This is a genomic window from Cytobacillus firmus DS1 (assembly GCF_000565285.1).
Classification (GTDB): domain Bacteria; phylum Bacillota; class Bacilli; order Bacillales; family Cytobacillaceae; genus Cytobacillus; species Cytobacillus firmus_A.
In genome coordinates this window covers 62047-80600 of the sequence record NZ_APVL01000001.1, presented here as the reverse complement: position 1 = coordinate 80600, position 18554 = coordinate 62047, and the positions used below count along the sequence as shown (strand labels likewise).

18 protein-coding genes and 1 riboswitch are annotated in these 18554 nt (G+C 40.4%); of the genes, 5 read left to right on the top strand and 13 right to left on the bottom strand.

Features of this window, described 5'->3' with window-relative positions; all coding sequences use genetic code 11:
* Positions 1–19: 19 nt before the first annotated feature.
* Positions 20–403 carry a VOC family protein gene (locus tag PBF_RS00435; protein ID WP_035326574.1) on the bottom strand — a complete coding sequence of 128 codons (384 nt, stop codon included), beginning with the start codon at positions 401–403 and terminating at the stop codon, positions 20–22.
* Between the two features lie 89 nt (positions 404–492).
* Positions 493–771 carry an ArsR/SmtB family transcription factor gene (locus PBF_RS00430; RefSeq protein ID WP_035326573.1) on the bottom strand — a complete coding sequence of 93 codons (279 nt, stop codon included), beginning with the start codon at positions 769–771 and terminating at the stop codon, positions 493–495.
* A gap of 170 nt (positions 772–941) precedes the next feature.
* Between PBF_RS00430 and PBF_RS00425 the strand changes: the two genes are divergently transcribed.
* A complete protein-coding gene (locus PBF_RS00425; protein ID WP_035325601.1) occupies positions 942–1946 on the top strand; it encodes a DUF3231 family protein in 1005 nt (334 codons plus the stop codon).
* Between the two features lie 376 nt (positions 1947–2322).
* Here PBF_RS00425 and PBF_RS00420 read toward each other — a convergent pair whose 3' ends face one another.
* The 3 genes from PBF_RS00420 to PBF_RS00410 all read right to left on the bottom strand — a co-directional run bounded on the left by PBF_RS00420 (position 2323) and on the right by PBF_RS00410 (position 5345).
* On the bottom strand, positions 2323–3942 hold the full coding sequence (locus tag PBF_RS00420; protein WP_035325599.1) for a metal ABC transporter solute-binding protein, Zn/Mn family: 1620 nt from the start codon (positions 3940–3942) through the stop codon (positions 2323–2325).
* 153 nt (positions 3943–4095) lie between these two features.
* Positions 4096–4575: a GNAT family N-acetyltransferase gene (locus PBF_RS00415; RefSeq protein ID WP_035326572.1), complete on the bottom strand. Its 480-nt coding sequence runs from the start codon at positions 4573–4575 to the stop codon at positions 4096–4098.
* Positions 4576–4685: 110 nt separating this feature from the next.
* A complete protein-coding gene (locus PBF_RS00410) occupies positions 4686–5345 on the bottom strand; it encodes an RNA polymerase sigma factor (RefSeq protein WP_035325597.1) in 660 nt (219 codons plus the stop codon).
* A 92-nt stretch (positions 5346–5437) separates the two neighbouring features.
* Between PBF_RS00410 and PBF_RS00405 the strand changes: the two genes are divergently transcribed.
* The 3 genes from PBF_RS00405 (at position 5438) to PBF_RS00395 (ending at position 8807) form a co-directional block, all read left to right on the top strand.
* On the top strand, positions 5438–5848 hold the full coding sequence (locus PBF_RS00405; RefSeq protein ID WP_035325595.1) for a VOC family protein: 411 nt from the start codon (positions 5438–5440) through the stop codon (positions 5846–5848).
* A gap of 530 nt (positions 5849–6378) precedes the next feature.
* Positions 6379–7158 (top strand): ABC transporter ATP-binding protein, encoded by a 780-nt coding sequence (locus PBF_RS00400; protein WP_035325592.1) that lies wholly within the window; start codon positions 6379–6381, stop codon positions 7156–7158.
* Positions 7159–7160: 2 nt separating this feature from the next.
* On the top strand, positions 7161–8807 hold the full coding sequence (locus PBF_RS00395; RefSeq protein WP_035325590.1) for a hypothetical protein: 1647 nt from the start codon (positions 7161–7163) through the stop codon (positions 8805–8807).
* Positions 8808–8967: 160 nt separating this feature from the next.
* Here the strand turns inward: PBF_RS00395 and modB are convergent, their stop codons facing one another.
* The 6 genes from modB to PBF_RS00365 all read right to left on the bottom strand — a co-directional run bounded on the left by modB (position 8968) and on the right by PBF_RS00365 (position 15770).
* Positions 8968–9624 (bottom strand): molybdate ABC transporter permease subunit, encoded by a 657-nt coding sequence (modB, locus tag PBF_RS00390; RefSeq protein ID WP_035325588.1) that lies wholly within the window; start codon positions 9622–9624, stop codon positions 8968–8970.
* Between the two features lie 4 nt (positions 9625–9628).
* Entirely contained in the window at positions 9629–10438 is an 810-nt protein-coding gene (gene modA, locus PBF_RS00385) for a molybdate ABC transporter substrate-binding protein (protein ID WP_035325587.1), read from the bottom strand.
* 430 nt (positions 10439–10868) lie between these two features.
* The gene (locus PBF_RS00380) at positions 10869–11873 is read right to left on the bottom strand and encodes a DUF3231 family protein (protein WP_035325585.1); all 1005 of its coding nucleotides are present in this window, start codon (positions 11871–11873) and stop codon (positions 10869–10871) included.
* Positions 11874–12147: 274 nt separating this feature from the next.
* Positions 12148–12714 (bottom strand): DUF4256 domain-containing protein, encoded by a 567-nt coding sequence (locus tag PBF_RS00375; protein ID WP_035325582.1) that lies wholly within the window; start codon positions 12712–12714, stop codon positions 12148–12150.
* 258 nt (positions 12715–12972) lie between these two features.
* On the bottom strand, positions 12973–14235 hold the full coding sequence (locus PBF_RS00370) for a cation:dicarboxylate symporter family transporter (RefSeq protein ID WP_035326571.1): 1263 nt from the start codon (positions 14233–14235) through the stop codon (positions 12973–12975).
* Between the two features lie 125 nt (positions 14236–14360).
* Positions 14361–14511: riboswitch (cyclic di-AMP (ydaO/yuaA leader) on the bottom strand.
* 305 nt (positions 14512–14816) lie between these two features.
* A complete protein-coding gene (locus PBF_RS00365) occupies positions 14817–15770 on the bottom strand; it encodes an NAD(P)H-dependent flavin oxidoreductase (RefSeq protein WP_035325580.1) in 954 nt (317 codons plus the stop codon).
* A 481-nt stretch (positions 15771–16251) separates the two neighbouring features.
* Here PBF_RS00365 and PBF_RS00360 point away from each other — a divergent pair, with 481 nt between their 5' ends.
* Positions 16252–16785: a GNAT family N-acetyltransferase gene (locus PBF_RS00360; protein ID WP_035325579.1), complete on the top strand. Its 534-nt coding sequence runs from the start codon at positions 16252–16254 to the stop codon at positions 16783–16785.
* A gap of 65 nt (positions 16786–16850) precedes the next feature.
* On the opposite strand, the gene PBF_RS00355 is transcribed toward PBF_RS00360, so the two are convergent.
* Together PBF_RS00355 and PBF_RS00350 are read right to left on the bottom strand one after the other, a co-directional pair.
* Positions 16851–17873, bottom strand: coding sequence for a hypothetical protein (locus PBF_RS00355; protein ID WP_035325577.1), 1023 nt, complete (start codon positions 17871–17873; stop codon positions 16851–16853).
* The gene (locus PBF_RS00350; RefSeq protein WP_035325574.1) at positions 17857–18411 is read right to left on the bottom strand and encodes a sigma-70 family RNA polymerase sigma factor; all 555 of its coding nucleotides are present in this window, start codon (positions 18409–18411) and stop codon (positions 17857–17859) included. The genes PBF_RS00355 and PBF_RS00350 overlap by 17 nt, the downstream gene beginning before the upstream one ends.
* Positions 18412–18554 lie beyond the last annotated feature (143 nt).

Below are 18554 nucleotides of genomic sequence, written 5' to 3'. Positions count from 1 at the left end.
TTTCTTTTACTTTATAAAGCTATTTCTGCGCTATTTGAATAAGATTGCCGCATGTATCATCGAAGACAGCCAATGTGACATCACCCATTACTGTCGGCTCAATAGTAAACTTCACTCCGTGGGTTAATAATCGGTTATATTCTTCGTGAACATCAGCAACGCCAAACATTGTGGCCGGAATTCCGTCTGCAAAAATCTTCCTTTGATATTCTTTAGCAGCCGGATGTACATTAGGTTCCAGCAATAGCTCCGTACCGCCTTGATCTTCAGGTGAAACAAGGGCGATCCACCTGTGCTCCCCGACTGGTATGTCATGCTTTTTAACAAACCCCAGTGTTTCTGTATAAAATTTTAATGCCTTATCCTGGTCCTGGACGAAGATACTGGTTACAATAACTTTCAACATATTTTTTCCTCCTTTGATATTTACAGCGGACTGCCAGCAAAGCCGGCACATACCTCTGTTAGAATCCCTATTCCGCTTTTAGTAAATTACTCTAGCCATCCTTTCAGCAGATTTTTTAGTGGCTGGTTATTAAAAATAATTACCCGATATTTTCCCTTTCGTTCGGATTTAATGAGCTGTGCATCTTCCAATACAGAAAGATGCTTAGCTATTGCCTGCCGCGAAATGGACAGGCCGTGCTTCATAATGAGACGAGCCGTCAGTTCATACAGCGTCATCTCTTTGCGTTCGGACAGTTCGTCCAATATAAGCCGCCGAGTCGAATCACCAAGTGCTTTAAATATAGCGTCTTTGTCCCAATTCATATTTTGATTATAAGCAACCGTACAGTTACTTGTAAACACGAGCAACTTTAAAGTTGCCCAACAAATGAGCCATATCAATCTTGGAAGTAAGCACCAAGAACAAGTGGTATAGCAAAAAAACTGCATACATCATTCTGTATTAGTAAAAAATACTGAAGAGGTGAGAACAATTGGAAAATGATAATATAAAGCTTACATCTTCCGAAATAGGAACACTATGGGGGGAGTATGTAAACGGAACAATGACCGAAATCGTAAATAAGCATATGATTTCTATTATAGAAGACGGCGAAACAAAACAAATTTTTGAAATAGCCATTAAGACATGGGAAAAGCAAAAGAAGCAGCTTGTTTCCTTCATTGAGAAGGATGGTTTTCCAGTGCCTATTGGATTTACAGAGTCCGACCTCAATAAAAATGCAGAGAGATTGTTTTCTGACACATTCTGCTTAAATTACTTACATATTATGACTATACATGGTTTAGTGGGACATACAACCGCTTTAAGTGTTTCGATCAGAAAGGACTTAAGGGAGTTTTACAATTCATGTGTGGATGATGCAAAAAATATGTACGATTTAACCATTGAACTGCTGCTGAAAAAAGGCGTTTTCCAAAGAGATCCCTATTTTTATCCTAACGAGACCCCTGAAATTATTACATCAACAGATTTTATGGATGGATTCTTCGGTAAAGGCCGAGTTTTATCTTCTACAGAACTAATCAGTATTTCTCTTAACATTAAAAAGGGGGTTATGGCAAAAGCTCTTTCCATCGGATTCAGTCAAGTCACAGAATCGAAAGATATTAGAAAGTTTTTTGAGGAGCTGGAGAAAGCCGCCGATGAAAGCCTGCAGAACCTTTCAGAAATATTGCACAAAGATAACTTGCCAGTCCCAATGTCGTGGGAATCAGAGATTACAGCGTCAAAGGACTCTCCATTCTCCGATAAATTAATGTTGTATCATATGGGTTTTCTGGCTCAAACTGCACAAGTATATTACGGGACTGGCCTGGCCGGATCCATGCGTACAGATCTGGCCTTAGCTTATGAAAAAGCAATCCTGAAATCATTGGGAATCACCAGAAAATGGTTCGGTATTATGGTGAAGAACAAGTGGTTAGAACAGCCGCCGCTTGCTCCCAATAGAAAAGAACTTGCACAGGATAAATAATTTTCTCCCTCATTTGTGTGAGGGGTGTTCCCCAGTCAATGTCTTACCGGCTAATGAGCCTCGCTGCCTTTACAACCAGCGAGGCTCTCTTTTTTATTAATCTCCGCCCCCGCCACAGCCTGTGCAAGAGCTGCAGGAGCTGCCAGACCCGCAGCTTGTACAGCTTGAGGAAATCTTGCTGCTGATTTTCATGTAACTGGAAAAATCATCATAATGAAAATACGATACAGATAAAAAAGGAACCAGCATTGCGTTATAGTTTTGCTGATTTTTTCTTTTTTATGAAAAAGAGCTCACCATACACCCAATCAAAAAACCCGCGCAAATCAGGTTCAGGCGACTTCTTTAGATTGGGGCTATGATGAAGAGTGATAGTTTAGTGCTCCATCATTTCATGGGCAATGTCATGGCCATCCATGTCAGATGGATAGTACGTAGGCCAATGGGTAACTTCATCCAGCAATTTTTCCCGGTCATCACCCCAATACAGGTGATAGTGACTAGCTTCTGTCGGATAGATGCTATGATCACTAAACTGAATATATTTAGGAAGACCTTCAGCTTTTGGTTCTAGTTTAAATACATATCTAACCCCTCTATTACCCGCATCATATGTTAAGATTTCATACCCATCGTAGATATACTCCCCAGAATGTTCTTTTCCGTTTTTGAAAAACGTTACCTTGTTGCCTTGTATTAGAATTCGTCCAACATTTGTTTGGTAGCCTTTATTATAATATTCCTTATATTCTTTCGCTGTCATCTCACCCCCATGCTCTGCTTTATGAGCAAATACTTCGTCAAGGGTGCCATCCTGAAGATAAGGGTATACAGATTGCCAATCTCCTTCCCAGTCGGATAAGGCTCGATCCTTCACTTGACTGTCTTCAAAATACCCTTCATAAATTTTTGCTGTTTCTTCATTATGTGAATGAGTATGGCCATGATCGTGTTCACCATGCTCATTTGTCTCAGAATCTCCCTCGGATGAAGGTTCCGATAATGCTTTTGTCAGTTCCTCTAAGTTGTGCTGCATGAGCGTAAAGTAGTCCTCATTATTCTTTATATCTTCTTCTGTTAAAACCGATAAATTGTGTATGCGTAAAGCCTCTGCATCAATTTCCTTCCTGACTATGTCTGCCACTTTAGGAGTTATATTCTGTTCAAAGAATACATGCTTCAAACCATGTTTTTCAGCAGTTTTAATGATGTTTTGTACCTCTTTATGTGAGGGCTCGTTAGCAGGGCTCAAGCCGGATACTGCGATTTGCTCGATCCCATAGGTTTTCTCCCAATAGCCATAAGCAGCATGAGATACAATAATTTTATTTTCAGGTAAATTTTCAAGCTGAGAACGGAAATCCTGGTCTAAGTTTTCGAGCTTTCCTTTCAGCTCCACAAAGTTCTTGTTAAAAATTTCTTCTTCCTCTGGTTTCAACTCAACTAATAAATCTTTTATATGCTCTGCCATCTGAATAGAACGAATCGGATCCAGCCAAACATGAGGATTTTGGTCCCCATGATTATGTCCAGCATGTTCATCCTCATGACTGCCTTCTTCTTCATGCTCATGGCCGCCATCCTCTCCTTCATGGTTATGCACATGTTTTTCCAAGTTAATTCCTTTTGATGCTTCAAGTATCATGACGCCATCAGATTGAATGGTTTCCGAGATTTTGTTTGCATATGATTCCAAACCTGCCCCATTATAAATAAAAGCATCAGATTCAGATATTTTTATCATATCGCCGGTGGTTGGCTCATATGTATGTGAGTCTGATCCCGATGGCAAAATAGATTCCACGGAAGCTTGATCTCCTGCAATTTGTTCAGCAAAAAACTGAAGCGGATATACAGTTGTATAAATCTTTAACTCTTTGCTGGATCCTTTTGGTTCCTTTTCACTTTCACTGCTGTTTGCAGCTTTTCCTCCACACCCAGCCAGTGTGAAGATGACTATAAATATACTTAGTAAACCTGCATATTTTTTTAACAATGTAACTCCCCCTTTACTTAGGGAACATTTTATCGTAATGATTACGATTTGTAAATAGTAATCATTACGATTTTCGCGGTATTCCCGTTCAACTCCTTGGTTTAAAATAGACAAAAGCTGCTATATAGCAGCTTTTCGAATTATAAGCACCCGTCAGTTCAATACCTTTATCATTTCAATTTCATCTCTGATCGGAATACCATCATTTCCAATTAAGGGTATCTCGGGTTTTACCTTTCTTGCTTCCTTGACAGCATTATGAATAATTTTGGAAAGGATGAATCCTCGTTTCTGATAAAATTTTAATGCTGATAAATTATCATTTGTTGTTATAAGTTTTACGATTTTACAATTTTTCTTTATAGCAAGATTTTCGACTTCTTGTACTAACGATGTACCTATCCCCTTACCTTCTTCCATACTATCTAAGGATATAATTTCACATTCATTATCTTTGATTAGGTAAGTAATTAAGCCAATGATTTTTTCTTCTTCATTTAGAACAGCAAACCCATCTAATGCACTGCAATCATAAATCCCACTGGAAATAACCATTTCCGGGCTCCCCCAGTGCAGCTTAAAAAATTCTATTATTTTACTTTTCGATAAATCTTCAACTGCGTAAGTATTCATCAAAGCCACCTCAAATGTTATATAACTCTTCTTCATCTTTGTAAATTGATTAGTCCACCTGACTGGCAAGGTTTCTTCTCCTATGTAAAGCCAATTTTTATAGCTATACATTATCTTGAAAATACCTGAAGAATATTCCCATCTGGATCTGATATAAAAATGGCATGTAACCCCTTCTCCCTATTGGCAATTACATTGAAATGTTCTGTCTGCAGCAGTCGATAATAGTAAAATATCTTAAACGGCTGCTGGTTTTTTACTGCTAATGAAAACTCATTTATCATATTGTCATTGTATGGCTGTTTATTAGTCTTTAGAGAAATATTTTTCTTTAATGAAGTTCTTGCCCGGTGAAGGGCTGTTTTAATGGATTCATTACTGACTCTCAGCATTGCGGCGATTTCTTCAGAGGTATATTGGAACACATCTTTTAACGTTATTAGCATTGCCTGACGGAGTGGAAGTGAACTATATAAGATTTCTACTAAACTGTCCCACTCCGTAAAGTCCCGGCACTTTGCATATAACTCGTGAGGATCCGTCAAAATTTCACTTTTTTTGCGTTTTTCATCAATATAAATATTTCGGGCAATGGTGTACAAATAAGTTATGTTCATCACCCGGTCTGGCTCTTTTTCTCTTATTCTGATCCATTTAATCATTGTCTCCTGGGTTAGATCCTCGGCCAGCCATTCTGAGGATGTTAAGGATAAACAATATTTATATAGCCTCAAAGAAATTTCCTCAACAGTTAAAGATTCAGTAATCATTTTTCCTCCAATAAAATATTTTCATTATTTTGTAACTTTTCTTTTATTATAATCGTTTGTATAGGAACAAAAAATAAGGAGTGTGATCTTGCATGTTTAAGGTCGGCAGTATTTTTATTCCGGTTACGGATTTGGAAAGGTCAAAAAAATGGTATGAAGTAAACCTTTGTCTAACGAAAGTGGATGAGTGGCAGGAGAATGGGGCTGATCATGGTGTGGGCTATGTTTTTAAGAATGATACCACAGGTCTTGCTTTAATAAAGGTAGAAAAGCCTCAGCCAACAGAGTTTACCGTCAAAGGAAAAAATAAAAATGTCTATTATAATTTCGAAGTAGACGACATCCAGCAAGCATACGAACGGCTGAAACAAAATGGAGTGGAAACTACAGGCATTCACGATTATGGAATGATGAAAGGGTTTGATTTCTTTGACCTTGATGGGAATGCCTTCAGTGCAGTAAGTGAAGAACTGAATTCGCCGTACCATAAAGACAATTTGTAAACGTAAATAGTGGAAGCAGCCAACGATATGCTTCCACTACCCTGGCTTTTAGCCTGTGAGGATACTCCCTGCTCCATTAACCTTGAATTCTTATCCCCTCAGCTTTACATCGCAATTAATAAGAAAAGCGCAAGCGCCTTGCCCACGAATGAACGCAGACTAAGAGCGCCACGTCCTGTGGCAACGTCTGCATGACCCGCATCCTCCCAAAAGCTTCCGCTTTTGGTCGTGCGATGATTATGCTGACGAAGCCTTCCTTGTCCTGCGGGCCTCAGGCATAAGACGGTTCCTGTAAGAAGGCGTTCTTCCTTCTGAAAGGAAACGGCTTATGACCCCGCGTCCCTAGGAGCCGCAACAAGACAAGCTTGTGACCTCGAGGGGGTAGGCTGCTTGCGCCAGACAGTTATCGACGTTCAAAGTTTTATACTTTCTTACCTTTTAAAAAAGGAATTCCCATATCCCCTTTAGCAAACAACAAATCTAATGTTACACTAGAATTAATGGAATAATTTTGAAAAGAGGTTTAGGTAATGGAGGATTTTATCTTAGAGATTAGTAATTTGAGAAAAACCTATGGTCCGAAGTCTGTGCTGAATGGTGTATCTTTTAAAGTGAAACGCGGGGAAATCATCGGGTATATCGGTCCGAACGGTGCTGGGAAGAGCACCACTGTCAAAATTATGCTTGGCATTGAAGATGACTATTCAGGACAAGTCAAAATCTTTGGCCAGGATATTTCGGATGGAAATATTGAATATAAAAGAAAAATCGGATATGTACCGGAAATTGCCGAAGTGTATGATAATTTAACCGGCAAGGAATACTTGACCTTTATTGGCGAATTGTATGGTCTTGATTCCGACCTTGCCAGTAATAAGGCAAAAAGCCTGATGGAGCTATTCGGCATAGGGGAAGTCTATCATTCACGGATCGCTTCTTATTCAAAAGGAATGCGCCAAAAGCTCCTCATTATCTCGAGCCTGCTGCATGATCCGGAACTTCTGTTTTTTGATGAACCCATCAATGGTCTGGATGCAAATAGTGTCATGATATTCAAAGAAATTATGGCGCAGCTTGCCGAACAGGGAAAAACGATTTTTTATTCATCTCATATCATGGATGTGGTCGAAAAAATAAGCAGCCGCATTATTCTCCTGCATGACGGCAGAATCGCAGCAGACGGCACCTTTGAAGAGCTAAAGCAGCAAAATACGGAAGGTTCACTCGAACAGATCTTCAACCAGCTTACGGGATTCAGCGAACATAAGGAACTTGGTGCCCGGTTTGTTTCTGCTGTAAGGGAGATGTAGGAATGAAGGACTATCGTACTCTTAAACTATTAGATCGTTTTGAGCGAGTTTTTAATAGCTTTGGCATTGATTACAAGGTTATGAGGAGACTTCTGCAGGTAAAGCTGACGATGGATGGACGGCGTGTGCCCACCATTTTCTCGCAGAATGCAAAAAAAGACAACAAAGAAAAGAACAATCAGTACATAAAATCTTTATGGGTATACGTATTGTTTGGGCTGTTTTTGATTCCATTTGTGCTTATGGGGGACAATTACCTTTTCCAGATGAGCCTATTTTATGGGATTTTCACCTTTTTCGTTATGACCTCAATGATTTCTGATTTCTCTTCGGTTTTACTGGATATCCGGGACCGCAACATCCTGTTTCCAAAGCCGGTCGACCGAAAAACGGTCAGCACGGCAAAAATGGTTCATGTCACGATTTATCTTTCTTTCCTTACCATTGCACTTGCAGGAATCCCTTTGATTGTGGGACTTGTCAAAAATGGGCTATTATTTTTTCTTCTTGCTGCCGTAAACATCATCCTGATTGACCTATTGGTTGTTGGTTTAACCGCACTGATCTATTTATCGATTTTGCGATTCTTTGATGGGGAAAAATTAAAAGATATCATCAACTATGTCCAAATTGGGCTGTCCCTGATGATCATGGTTGGCTATCAATTGCTTATTCGCTCCTTTGAGTTCATTGACTTAACGGTTTCGCTTCAGACAGAGTGGTGGCAGGTATTCATCTTTCCAATGTGGTATGGGGCAAATATCGAAATGCTGATGAAGGGTGCCTTCGAGCCGTTTTATCTCCTACTTTCAGCATTAGCGCTCATTACTCCTATCCTGTCCATCTGGATTTATATGAAATTTACAGGCACCTTTGAGCAAAACCTCCAAAAACTTACTTATCACGGAAAAGCCAAAGAAGCTAAGCGGAGTAAAACAGGGCAGATCCTTCTTAACATCATTTGCCGCTCGCCTGAAGAAAGAGCCATTTTCAGATTTGCCGGCAGCATGATGAAAAATGAACGGGACTTTAAACTGAAAGCCTATCCATCACTGGGCTTTTCCATTGTGATTCCGTTTATTTTTATTATGAACACTCTTCAGGAAGACTTTGGACAACTATCTGACAGCAAGTCCTATATAACGATTTACTTTAGCTTGATCATCATACCGACCATCATGATTCTTCTAAAGTATTCAGGAAAATATAAGGGAGCCTTTATTTACCGGGTTGCCCCGCTCAAACAGCTGAATCCTGTTTTCAGCGGTACCATCAAGGCATTTATTTTTAAATTATATTTGCCGGTCTACTTGCTTCTGAGTGCACTATTCCTTTTTCTGTTCGGTGCAAGAATTCTGCCGGACCTTATCGCCGTATTTATTAATGCCTGCCTATACGCAGTCATTTGTTTTATGGTATTAAAGAAAGCCCTGCCCTTTTCGGAGTCTTTTGATGAGTACAGCCAAAACGGCAATAGTGCCATCATCTTTGGCTTGATGCTGTTTGTAGCCTTATTTGCCGGCATGCATTTCGCCAGCACATTCTTGCCATTTGGGATCTATCTGTATTTGGGGATTGGCATCGTTTGTCTCATGACTATTTGGAGGCTGGCTTTCAATGTTTCATGGGAGCAGATTATCAAAGGGTGACCCTTAGAGGGTTATTCTTTTTCCCTGAAGAATTTAGCATCACTGGAACAAAAATTAAGCTGCCGCTATTGGGGGCTTTTTTTTTACCTGTCATTTGCAGGTCTGTACGATTTCAAGCCTTTATGCAATAAAAACAGACATCCCGCGAAAGGATGTCTTCTTATGTTTTAATCAGCTGAACAAAAACTAACATGATAAATGCTATCCCGATCATACACGCTACCCATAACCAGGCCATCTCCATATTGCCTGAATCAATGGCTACATAAATAGCTGTTGGAATGGTTTGTGTTTTTCCCGGAATATTGCCGGCAAACATTAAAGTGGCTCCAAACTCCCCCAGCGCTCTTGCAAAGCTCAGGATGCCGCCTGAAATAATGGCCTTATAGGAAAGTGGGATCGTGATATTCATAAATAATTGAATTTCATTCGCCCCATCTACCCTGGCCGCATTTTCAATGTCACGATCAATTGCTTCAAAGCCTGTCTTGGCAGACTGATACATAAGAGGAAATGCGACAACCGTCGAAGCGATAACAGCCGCCCACCATGTAAACATAACCGGCTGCTTAAATATAAACTCAATGAATTGGCCTGCAAAACTATTTCTTCCAAAAATGACAATCAGCAAAAACCCTACAACAGATGGAGGTAATACTAATGGCAAAAGGAAAGCAGTCTCTGCAATGGCTTTTCCTTTAAACCTTTTATTTGCCATACCCTTCCCTATGATAACGCCAAGAATAATTGCCAATACTCCTGAGACAGCTGCAACTTCAGCAGATAATAGGACTGGTGACCAAAAATCAGTAGCCATATAATTATTTCAGCCCTTTAAATCCATAATCTTCAAAAATACTCATTGATTTCTCGTTTTGAAGATAATCATAGAAAAGCTTAACTTCCTCTGGATGACTTGTATCCTTAATCACACCCAAAGGATAAATGATAGGGTCGTGAGTATTTTCATCTGCCGTGTCCACAATATCCACCTTTTCAGATATTAACGCATCCGTTTTATAAACAATTCCTGCATCCACGTTATTTGTCTCTACATATGTAAGAACCTGCCGGACATCTTTGGCGGGCACCACTTTTTCTTCTATATGGTTCCAGATATCCATTTTCTCTAATAATTCCTTTGCATATTTCCCGGCAGGAACAGACTCCGGTGTGCCGATGGACAATTTATCTGCTTCAGACAGATCATGAAACGATTTGATTTTCAATGCTGAATCGTTTGGCACCACTAAAACAAGCTCATTCCCAACTAAGTCAATTCCATTCTCTTCATCAATCAGTCCGTCATGCACCAGTTTATCAAATTTATCCTCTGCAGCTGAAAAGAAAAGATCAGCGGGTGCTCCCTGTGAAATTTGCTGCTGAAGAGAGCCTGAAGCTCCAAAGTTAAAGTTTACAAGCACATTTGGATGTTCCTTTTCGAAGCTTGCTTCGATTTCAGTTAAGGCATCCTGCAGGCTTGCTGCTGCTGAAATAGTTATTTCCACTTTCTCTCCGGCTGTATCCTGCTTCTCTTCTCCTGTATTTTTAGACTGGTCACTGTTTGAGCATCCAGCCAATGATAAAAAAAGGACCATTGATGAAAAAAATATCAGGGATTTCTTTTTCATTATGTATCTCCTTCTCTAAATAGTTATCTCTAGTAATACCTAATTATAACTACTTATAGGGACACTGGCGAATATAATCTTTTTCAGCCCCGCAATTCCAGTCAGAAGTGAAGTCATTAGGGGATTATGATATTTCACTGACAGGAGAAACCATATATGAAACATACAAAAAGGCAAGCACTATTGGTGTGTGCTTACCTATATTAATTATGTGGAAAAGTATCTGCCTGCCAGCAACTTATACTTTTAAAAAAGATGGTGTCCTGATCAGCATTTCAAATCTGGCACCCATCTTTCCGATGAAAAATGACACTTTAATGAACAGCGTTAGTAAAGCAGAAAATAAGTTGAAGAGCATGTTCAAATAACCCCCCACATTGAAATTTAGTGTTTGTAACACTACTGTTAGTGTTAAGCTGGACAGGATTTTTTATTCTTTTATAATGCTGGGACGGTCCTCCATTTGCGGTGGCTCCTCAAACCATCCGTTTTTAATTTTAATTTTAACTCCCTCCTGTGCGTAGAAATATATATCCTTCGCAAGCAGCATCGATTTCATCGCTATATCATTTCTCAGGCTGAAGAATGCACCTGTGCCAGATCCCACAAGGCTAAACCCATTGAGGATGTATATGCAATGCATCATAAGTTTGTCGGAAAAGGGAGGGACTGTCGAGGCGGTTACGGTTGCCCCGGAGGTCGCGGAAAATTGAACATCACCCTCTAAAAGGATTTCTTCCATCATTTTTATTTGTTTCTTGGCAAGTTCTTTTCCTTTTAAAAAGTATTTTTTGGCCTCTTTGTTTTGTGCACATTGCGCAAAACCTGTAATAAGCTGCATCCCAATATTGTTTGCCTCCAAATTATGGTGGAGTATTCCGATTTCAAGGTCATTTAAAGCCCTTTTATCGCCTGTCAGCTTAAAACCGTCCATATACTTTTTTGACTTTATATATTCTAAATTTTTTGGCATAGTCACTTTTGGGGGCAGCGATAGAATCCCTTTTTCCAGCAGATAAAAGGTTGAAAGCTTATAGATTTTCTGTGTTATAGTTGTAAGCCCCTCATAAATCGATAAAACCTTCTTATTGTAGGTCATATTCATATTCAGGGTGTAAAGCCCCATGCTAACTTCCTTTAATATCCGAAGAAACATGATATCAAAACCATTATCGTATAATTTGGGGGCTTCTAAATTAACATCAGCCGAAGTAAATCCAACAGGCTTGACCATCCCCTGATCGGAGAAAAGTTCTTCCATCTCTTTCACATAAAAGTTCAGTTCCTGCCACAATCCACCTAATATATTCCTTGCCTCCTGTTCATCTGACTTTTCGATAAAGTACTCCAAAAATCTCATAATTAAAGTTTTTTCCTGGTAGGTCTGCCATAGAGTCCCTATTTCTGAAACACTTAGCGGATTGGTTAATATCAAGTAAACAACCTCCTTCCATAATCCCCATTTTGACTATGTCCCGAATTGATTAATAAATTCTCATTCATAAATTAACCTGGATTGGAGATATTATTCCTGATAAATGAAGTGTAGGTTATTTCATCAATATACGGCCACCAGACAATCTTTTAGTAAATAAAAAGAGACGCGTTCATTTACAAACGCGCCTGCTGGTATACCTTTTAGAATATGTTTAAGCAAAAAACCCGCCGAGTTCTATCTTACCCGCCGTACAATCCGAGTTTCACTGAACCTAAACTCTCAGCGAGCCGCGGAATCCCCTTGCGGCATAGTAGGAATCAGCTCCATTGTGATACACAAAGACCGTGTCGTAGCGTCGGTCACAGAAGAGAGCTCCGCCAAGCTTTCTGATATGAGCGGGTGTCTGTACCCAGCTCGATGTTTTCTTATCAAAAGCTTCAAGCTCCTGGAGCTCCCGGTATTGCTCTTCCGTTAAAAGCTCCACGCCCATGGCAGCTGCCATATCCATCACGCTGTTTTCCGGCTTATGCTTTTTCCTTGCCTCCAATGCTTCACGATCGTAGCAAAAACTTCTGCGGCCTTTAGGACTTTCTGCTGCACAATCATAAAATATGTATTCACCCGTCTTTTCATCATACCCGGCAACATCCGGCTCGCCGCCCGTTTCTTCCATTTCATTCAGCGACCATAATTTCTCAGGATTAGCCTCAAGCTTAGCTTGTACATCCGCCCATTCTATCTCTTCATGCCTGTGCATATTCTTCTCAAAACGGGCTTTCAATGTTTGCAGCAATTCTTCCCGCTGTTCTGGTGACAGCGCTTTACTTCCCTTTGTCATATGAGTTCCTCCTTTTTTCTCCATTATAATATAATTATGACCCTGAAGGGCTAGTTGATAAAAGCTGGAGCCGCCTTAACTTTTCATATAACCGCCCTTTGCACTCTGTTTCGTTGGTTTCCCCTTTTTCTGTTTAAAGCTGCTCTGAATTCGGACTCTGCACCGGCATTTTCCCCTTCCTGTGTCCGAACCGGAACTATCTCGCTCCACAAAAAAACACTAACAAACGGATACCATTTGTTAGTGTTTTCCAATCTATTATGAAGCTTGCTGCTCAAATCTTTCTTCAGCTGGAGGGTTAAATTGACCTTCCCACTTCGCAATAACAATCGCTGCCAGTGAGTTCCCCACCACGTTAACAGCTGTTCGGCCCATATCAAGGATACGGTCGATGCCTGCAATAAAGGCAAGCCCTTCTGCAGGCAACCCAATGGTGCTGAATGTCGCCAGCAGCACAACAAAGGATACGCCCGGTACACCCGCCATTCCTTTCGATGTAACCATCAGCACTAGCATTAGCGTAATTTGCTGTCCTATGCTCAATTCGATCCCAAACATCTGGGCAATAAATAAAGAGGCAATCGCCTGATATAAAACAGATCCGTCCAGATTAAAAGAGTAGCCTGTCGGGATAACGAATGAAGAAATATGTTTCGGGCTTCCCGCTTTCTCCATTTTGTCCATAATTCTTGGAAGCACTGTTTCAGAACTTGCAGTTGAAAAGGCCAAAATTAATTCTTCTTTAATCATCTTCAGTAATTTAAAGATGCCGAACCCGACAACTTTAGCCATCACTCCCAGAACAACAAGAACAAAGAAAATCATGGATCCATATACAGTAAGCGCCAGCTTGCCCAATGGAATCAGTGAGGCAAAGCCGTACTTGGAGATCGTTACACCAATTAAGGCAAATACCCCGATTGGTGCATACTTCATAAATAGGTTTGTCACATAGAACATCGCCTTGGCCGTACCTTCGAAAAATCTAAGGACTGGCTTTCCCTTATCCCCAATTGCTGCAATTCCAAGGCCAAAGACTACGGCAAAGAAGATAATTGCCAGCATATCGCCTTCAACCATGGCTTGTACTGGATTAGTAGGCACAATATGCAAAAATGTATCCGCTATCGACTTGCCTTCCTGCTCTTCATTGGTTTCAACATAACTTGAAATGTCACTTTGCTGCAGGCTATCCATATTCAGGCCTGCACCAGGCTGAATCACATTACCTGCAATCAGACCAACCACAATGGCAACCATGGTCATTCCGATAAAATAAGCCAATGATTTCCCGCCAAGCTTACCAACGGACTTTATATCTCCAACACCCGCGATGGCAACAATAATGGTCGATAGTACAATGGGAACAACAATCATTTTAATTAAGCGGATAAAAAGATCGCCAAACGGCTGCAGGACACTTTGGGCCGTTTCACTTCCATAGAAAATACCGCCAACAGCGATCCCTAAAATAAGACCGATGAATATTTGAGTGGCTAAACTTAATTTAAATTTTTTCATCAATTACCCTACCTTCTTGTTTAGTTTATATGTGATGCGCAGGCAAGGGAAACAAAGATGATCCTGATAAAAAAAGAAAATCGACAAAATGCGGATTTTGTCAATTCACACAATTTCATATTCTCTTATGTTTCCTTAAACGCTGACGAGGTTAGCTTTCGGGTTAGGACTGCGGAAACAGTAAGCCCTTCCATAGGCAGGATTCACCCCAAGCGGAAACTCCGCTGTAAATATTGGGTCCCCCGTTCTTAAAATAAGATTTAGCATAGATCACTAAAACATTATATTATTTCAAAATAATTTTTGTAAATAGTTAAGTTTTCCCGGTTGGACTAAGTTTATTACTTTCTAAACAAAAAAAGCACTTGGCTCCACCTGCGCCAAATGCCATGATAGCCACACATGCTATCCCCGCTAAATCTAAATTAGCATCTTTGTATTAAGAATATCGAAGGGGCTTGTAAACTTTTTTTAAAAGTTAACACTGCCTCGTTGACCAACTGTAATCATGCAAATATTTAAAAACCGTTTGGTTGCAGCTCCTGAATCATGAATCCCGTGTAATCATCTGCCTTTTAGTATTAAACACAAGCTTTGAATTCCCTTTTAATGTTATGAATGATCGTCTGAACAGGCAGAATCTCGTTAATTTCATGGACTCTTGCCCCCGCAAATACGAGACCATTCTCACAGTCCCCCTCCATGGATGTGACCAGGGAATCCAATGTGCAAAAGCGGTAGGAGCAGTTTTTCAGGCAATCGATGCATTTCTTGATTTTCACCTTTTTATTGTCAGATATTTGTTCAGTAAAGTTATTCTTAATGGCACGGCCTTCCAAACCTACGGTGGTTTTCACCATAACGATATCTTCCTGTGTGGCATGTACATACTTTTCTTTGAAGGATAGGGGTGCATCACATTCATGACTTGCGACAAATCTGGTTCCCATCTGAACACCGGAAGCACCGACGCGAATGGCATGCGCGATATCTCCTCCTGTCAGGATTCCCCCGGCAGCTATGACAGGAATCTTAACAGCTTCCACAACTTCCGGTAAAATATCGAATAATGGTCTTTCGGTCCCTAAATGTCCTCCTGCCTCATTGCCCTCAACGACAACGGCAGAAGCACCCAGCCGTTCGGACATTTTAGCCAGCCTTGCAGATGACACAATCGAAATGACCGGTGTGCCGGATTCTTTGCCCCAATTGTACATATCCCTTGATATTCCTGCACCTGAAATAATGAAATCCACCTTTTCCTCAATGGCAGTCTTCATTTTTTCAGCAAAATCATTCATGGCAAATAAAACATTCACCCCAATATAGCCCTCACCCTTGATGGATGCCCTGGCCTTTCGTATATGCTGCCTTAACTCTTCTATGCTAATCCCTGTTCCTGAAATAATTCCAATCCCCCCGGCATTCGCAACAGCTGATGCCAGGCCGCTTAATGAAATCCCTACCCCCATTCCACCTTGCATAATGGGAAACTCAGGCGTCATATGACCGATTTTTAATTGTGGAAATTTCAAAAGAACTACCCCATTTCATCGCCAATTTTTTTCTTCTTCATTATTGTGCGAATGGGGTTAATTGAATAGTGACAAGTATAATACCTGGTACTAAAATCAGGTGGTATTTTCGTAATATTCACAGAATGTTCAAGAATTTTCAAAGTAGAGACTTTTTATATCTGATACACCAGGAATCATCACCACTGATTCTTTTCATGAGCAGTAATAGAACTGATACTTAAACAATATTCCTGACTATTCACAAGGTCCTGATACAGTTGACCGCTGCAGCATTACTTAATAAAATGAAAACATCCCAAATTGGAAGTTTTTGTTTGTTGAACTTATGTTTAGAGCTGGAGGAGTAACACTTTCTTCATGACTTCCTGCATGAGAAAGTGCCATTTATCGCAGTCTAACGGGCAGGAAAACCCCCACTGATTAGAAGTTTCACTTTATATTGAAACTTTATCATCACATAAAGAACAGGAGACTATAAATGGATATCTTAATTCGGCAAGAACTCCCTGCAGACTATGATTCGACTGAAGAAATGGTAAAAGCAGCTTTTTCAAATGAAGAATACAGCAACAAAAAAGAACATTTTCTTGTCAAGAGGCTCAGAAATTCAGATGCTTTCATTCCGGAGCTATCTTTGGTCGCGCTGAATCCGGCTAAAGAGGTTGTGGGTCATATTCTTTTATCTAAAATAAAAATTTTGGATGGTGAAAAAGCGGCAGATTCTCTTGCACTTGCCCCCGTTTCAGTTCGTCCCGGTTATCAAGGGAAGGGCATAGGGAGCCAATTAATTCGCACTGCACTTAACAAGGCAAAAGAAGCCGGTAATCATTCCGTAATCGTTCTGGGCCATAAAGATTACTATCCAAAGTTCGGCTTTAAGCCAGCCAGTCTTTGGAATATTCATGCCCCGTTTGAAGTGCCTGACGAAGTATTCATGGCTCTGGAATTGACGGAGAATGCTCTTGAAAATACAGCTGGTGAAGTCCAGTATTCAAAAGCTTTTTCAGAGTAAGAGGCCGGAATTCAAACAAAAGCTATCTCTACCATTATATAGAGATAGCTTTCGTATTTGCTTCTTCATTCCTTTATATCAAAAATCAATACATCAAAAAATTCCCCATCCACATAAAGCAAAATGGCCCATTCTCCTTTTTTAGGAATTTTAACAGATGATGGTGTATGAGCATCCGCCCCGTTGTTTGGACCATAAGCGCGAATGGTCCAGCCCATGCCATTTGTTAAAATGGGATGAACTGTTTGCGATTCTTTATGAAAGCCAACGATTGTCAAGTCAACATCTTCAACGCCCCATAAATGCCACATCCACTTTTGGCCGTTTAAACTGGGCATGCCAGCGCCAATCACACCGGACTTGTTTTCATTTCCGATTATGCCCCTGTCGCCGAACTCCACAGCTTTTCTCTCCCAGTCAATAGTGTCAAAATCGCTCTCTTGAACAAAATCCGGTATATCCTCAGGTAGCGTAATAGGGTCATCTTTTGCTTTTTCTGCCACACTGACCACTACATCCCCATAGGATTTGCCATCCAGGTACACGCCAAACTTCCACAGGCCTTCGTAAGGAAGGGGGAATGTCGCCGTAAACCGCTGCAAACTTGAGTATCCGGGAGAAGGATCTATTATTTTTTGCTGAGGTAAGACTTGTATTCTTTCGCCAGTTTCTTTATGAAAGGCAGAAATGGAAAGCTCTTTTCCTTTATACGTGTTAAAAGGCTCCTGGAAACTAAAGATATATCCATAAGGCTTTCCTGCTTTCAGATAAGGATCAGGTAATATGGTGAATTTTATCTCTTGATTCACCTTATATTCATGCCGGATGTTCCATTCACCAGCCGTACCGCCATGTATCTGCCCTTGATCCTGCCTGACCAAAAACTCAGTTGAAACAAAGAAAGCTAAGAGGCAGATGGCAAAAGTGGATATGGCGAACATAACGAATTTATGAGGCCTTTTTGGCTTCTCTCTTCTATCGGAATGGAGAGCTTTTCTAATATTCATTTTTTGAAATTCCGTAAAGTGCTCACCCTTGTGAGTCGTCGAATCCATTGCCCGCCGCAGCTCCCTAAGCTTGCTCTCCATTATACCCCCGCCTCTCCATCATTTTTTTCAGCTTCATCCTGCCTCTGCTCAATCTCGTTTTGATCGTATTTTGGTTTACTCCTATTAGTTCCTGGATCTCTTCAATCGAACATTCTTCATAATAATAGAGAGTAACAACTTCCCGATACTTCACAGGCAAAGACAATACACACAAGGAAAGAAATTCCTCCTCGCTGCGCTTCAGCAGCTCCTTTTCCGGCGGCAATTCCTTCGATGAAAATAAAGAAAACAGGCTCGAATTCAGCACCACTTTCCGAAACGCATGACTCTTCAAGACATCCTTTGATCTATTAATTGCCAATCGGTAAATCCATGATTTAAAGAAGATCACTTCATCGATTTTTTCATGATTTTGGTAACTTGTTATGAATACATCTTGAACAATATCCTCCGCCAGCTTCCAATCCTTCACATAGTTATAAGCAAGCTTCGTGAGCCGTTCACCGTACTCATCCATAATCATCTCAAGCCAAACTTCACGATCTTCTATTGAATCATCATCCCTGATTTTTCTCACACACTCCCCACCCCATTTTCACTTTAATGCTAAGACGAATGAGCTGGATATAGGTTTCATTTTTCATATATTTTTTTAGAATAAAGGCACTTACCCTTTTGCGGATAAGTGCCTGTTCCGTCCCTTTCTATGAAAACAATTGC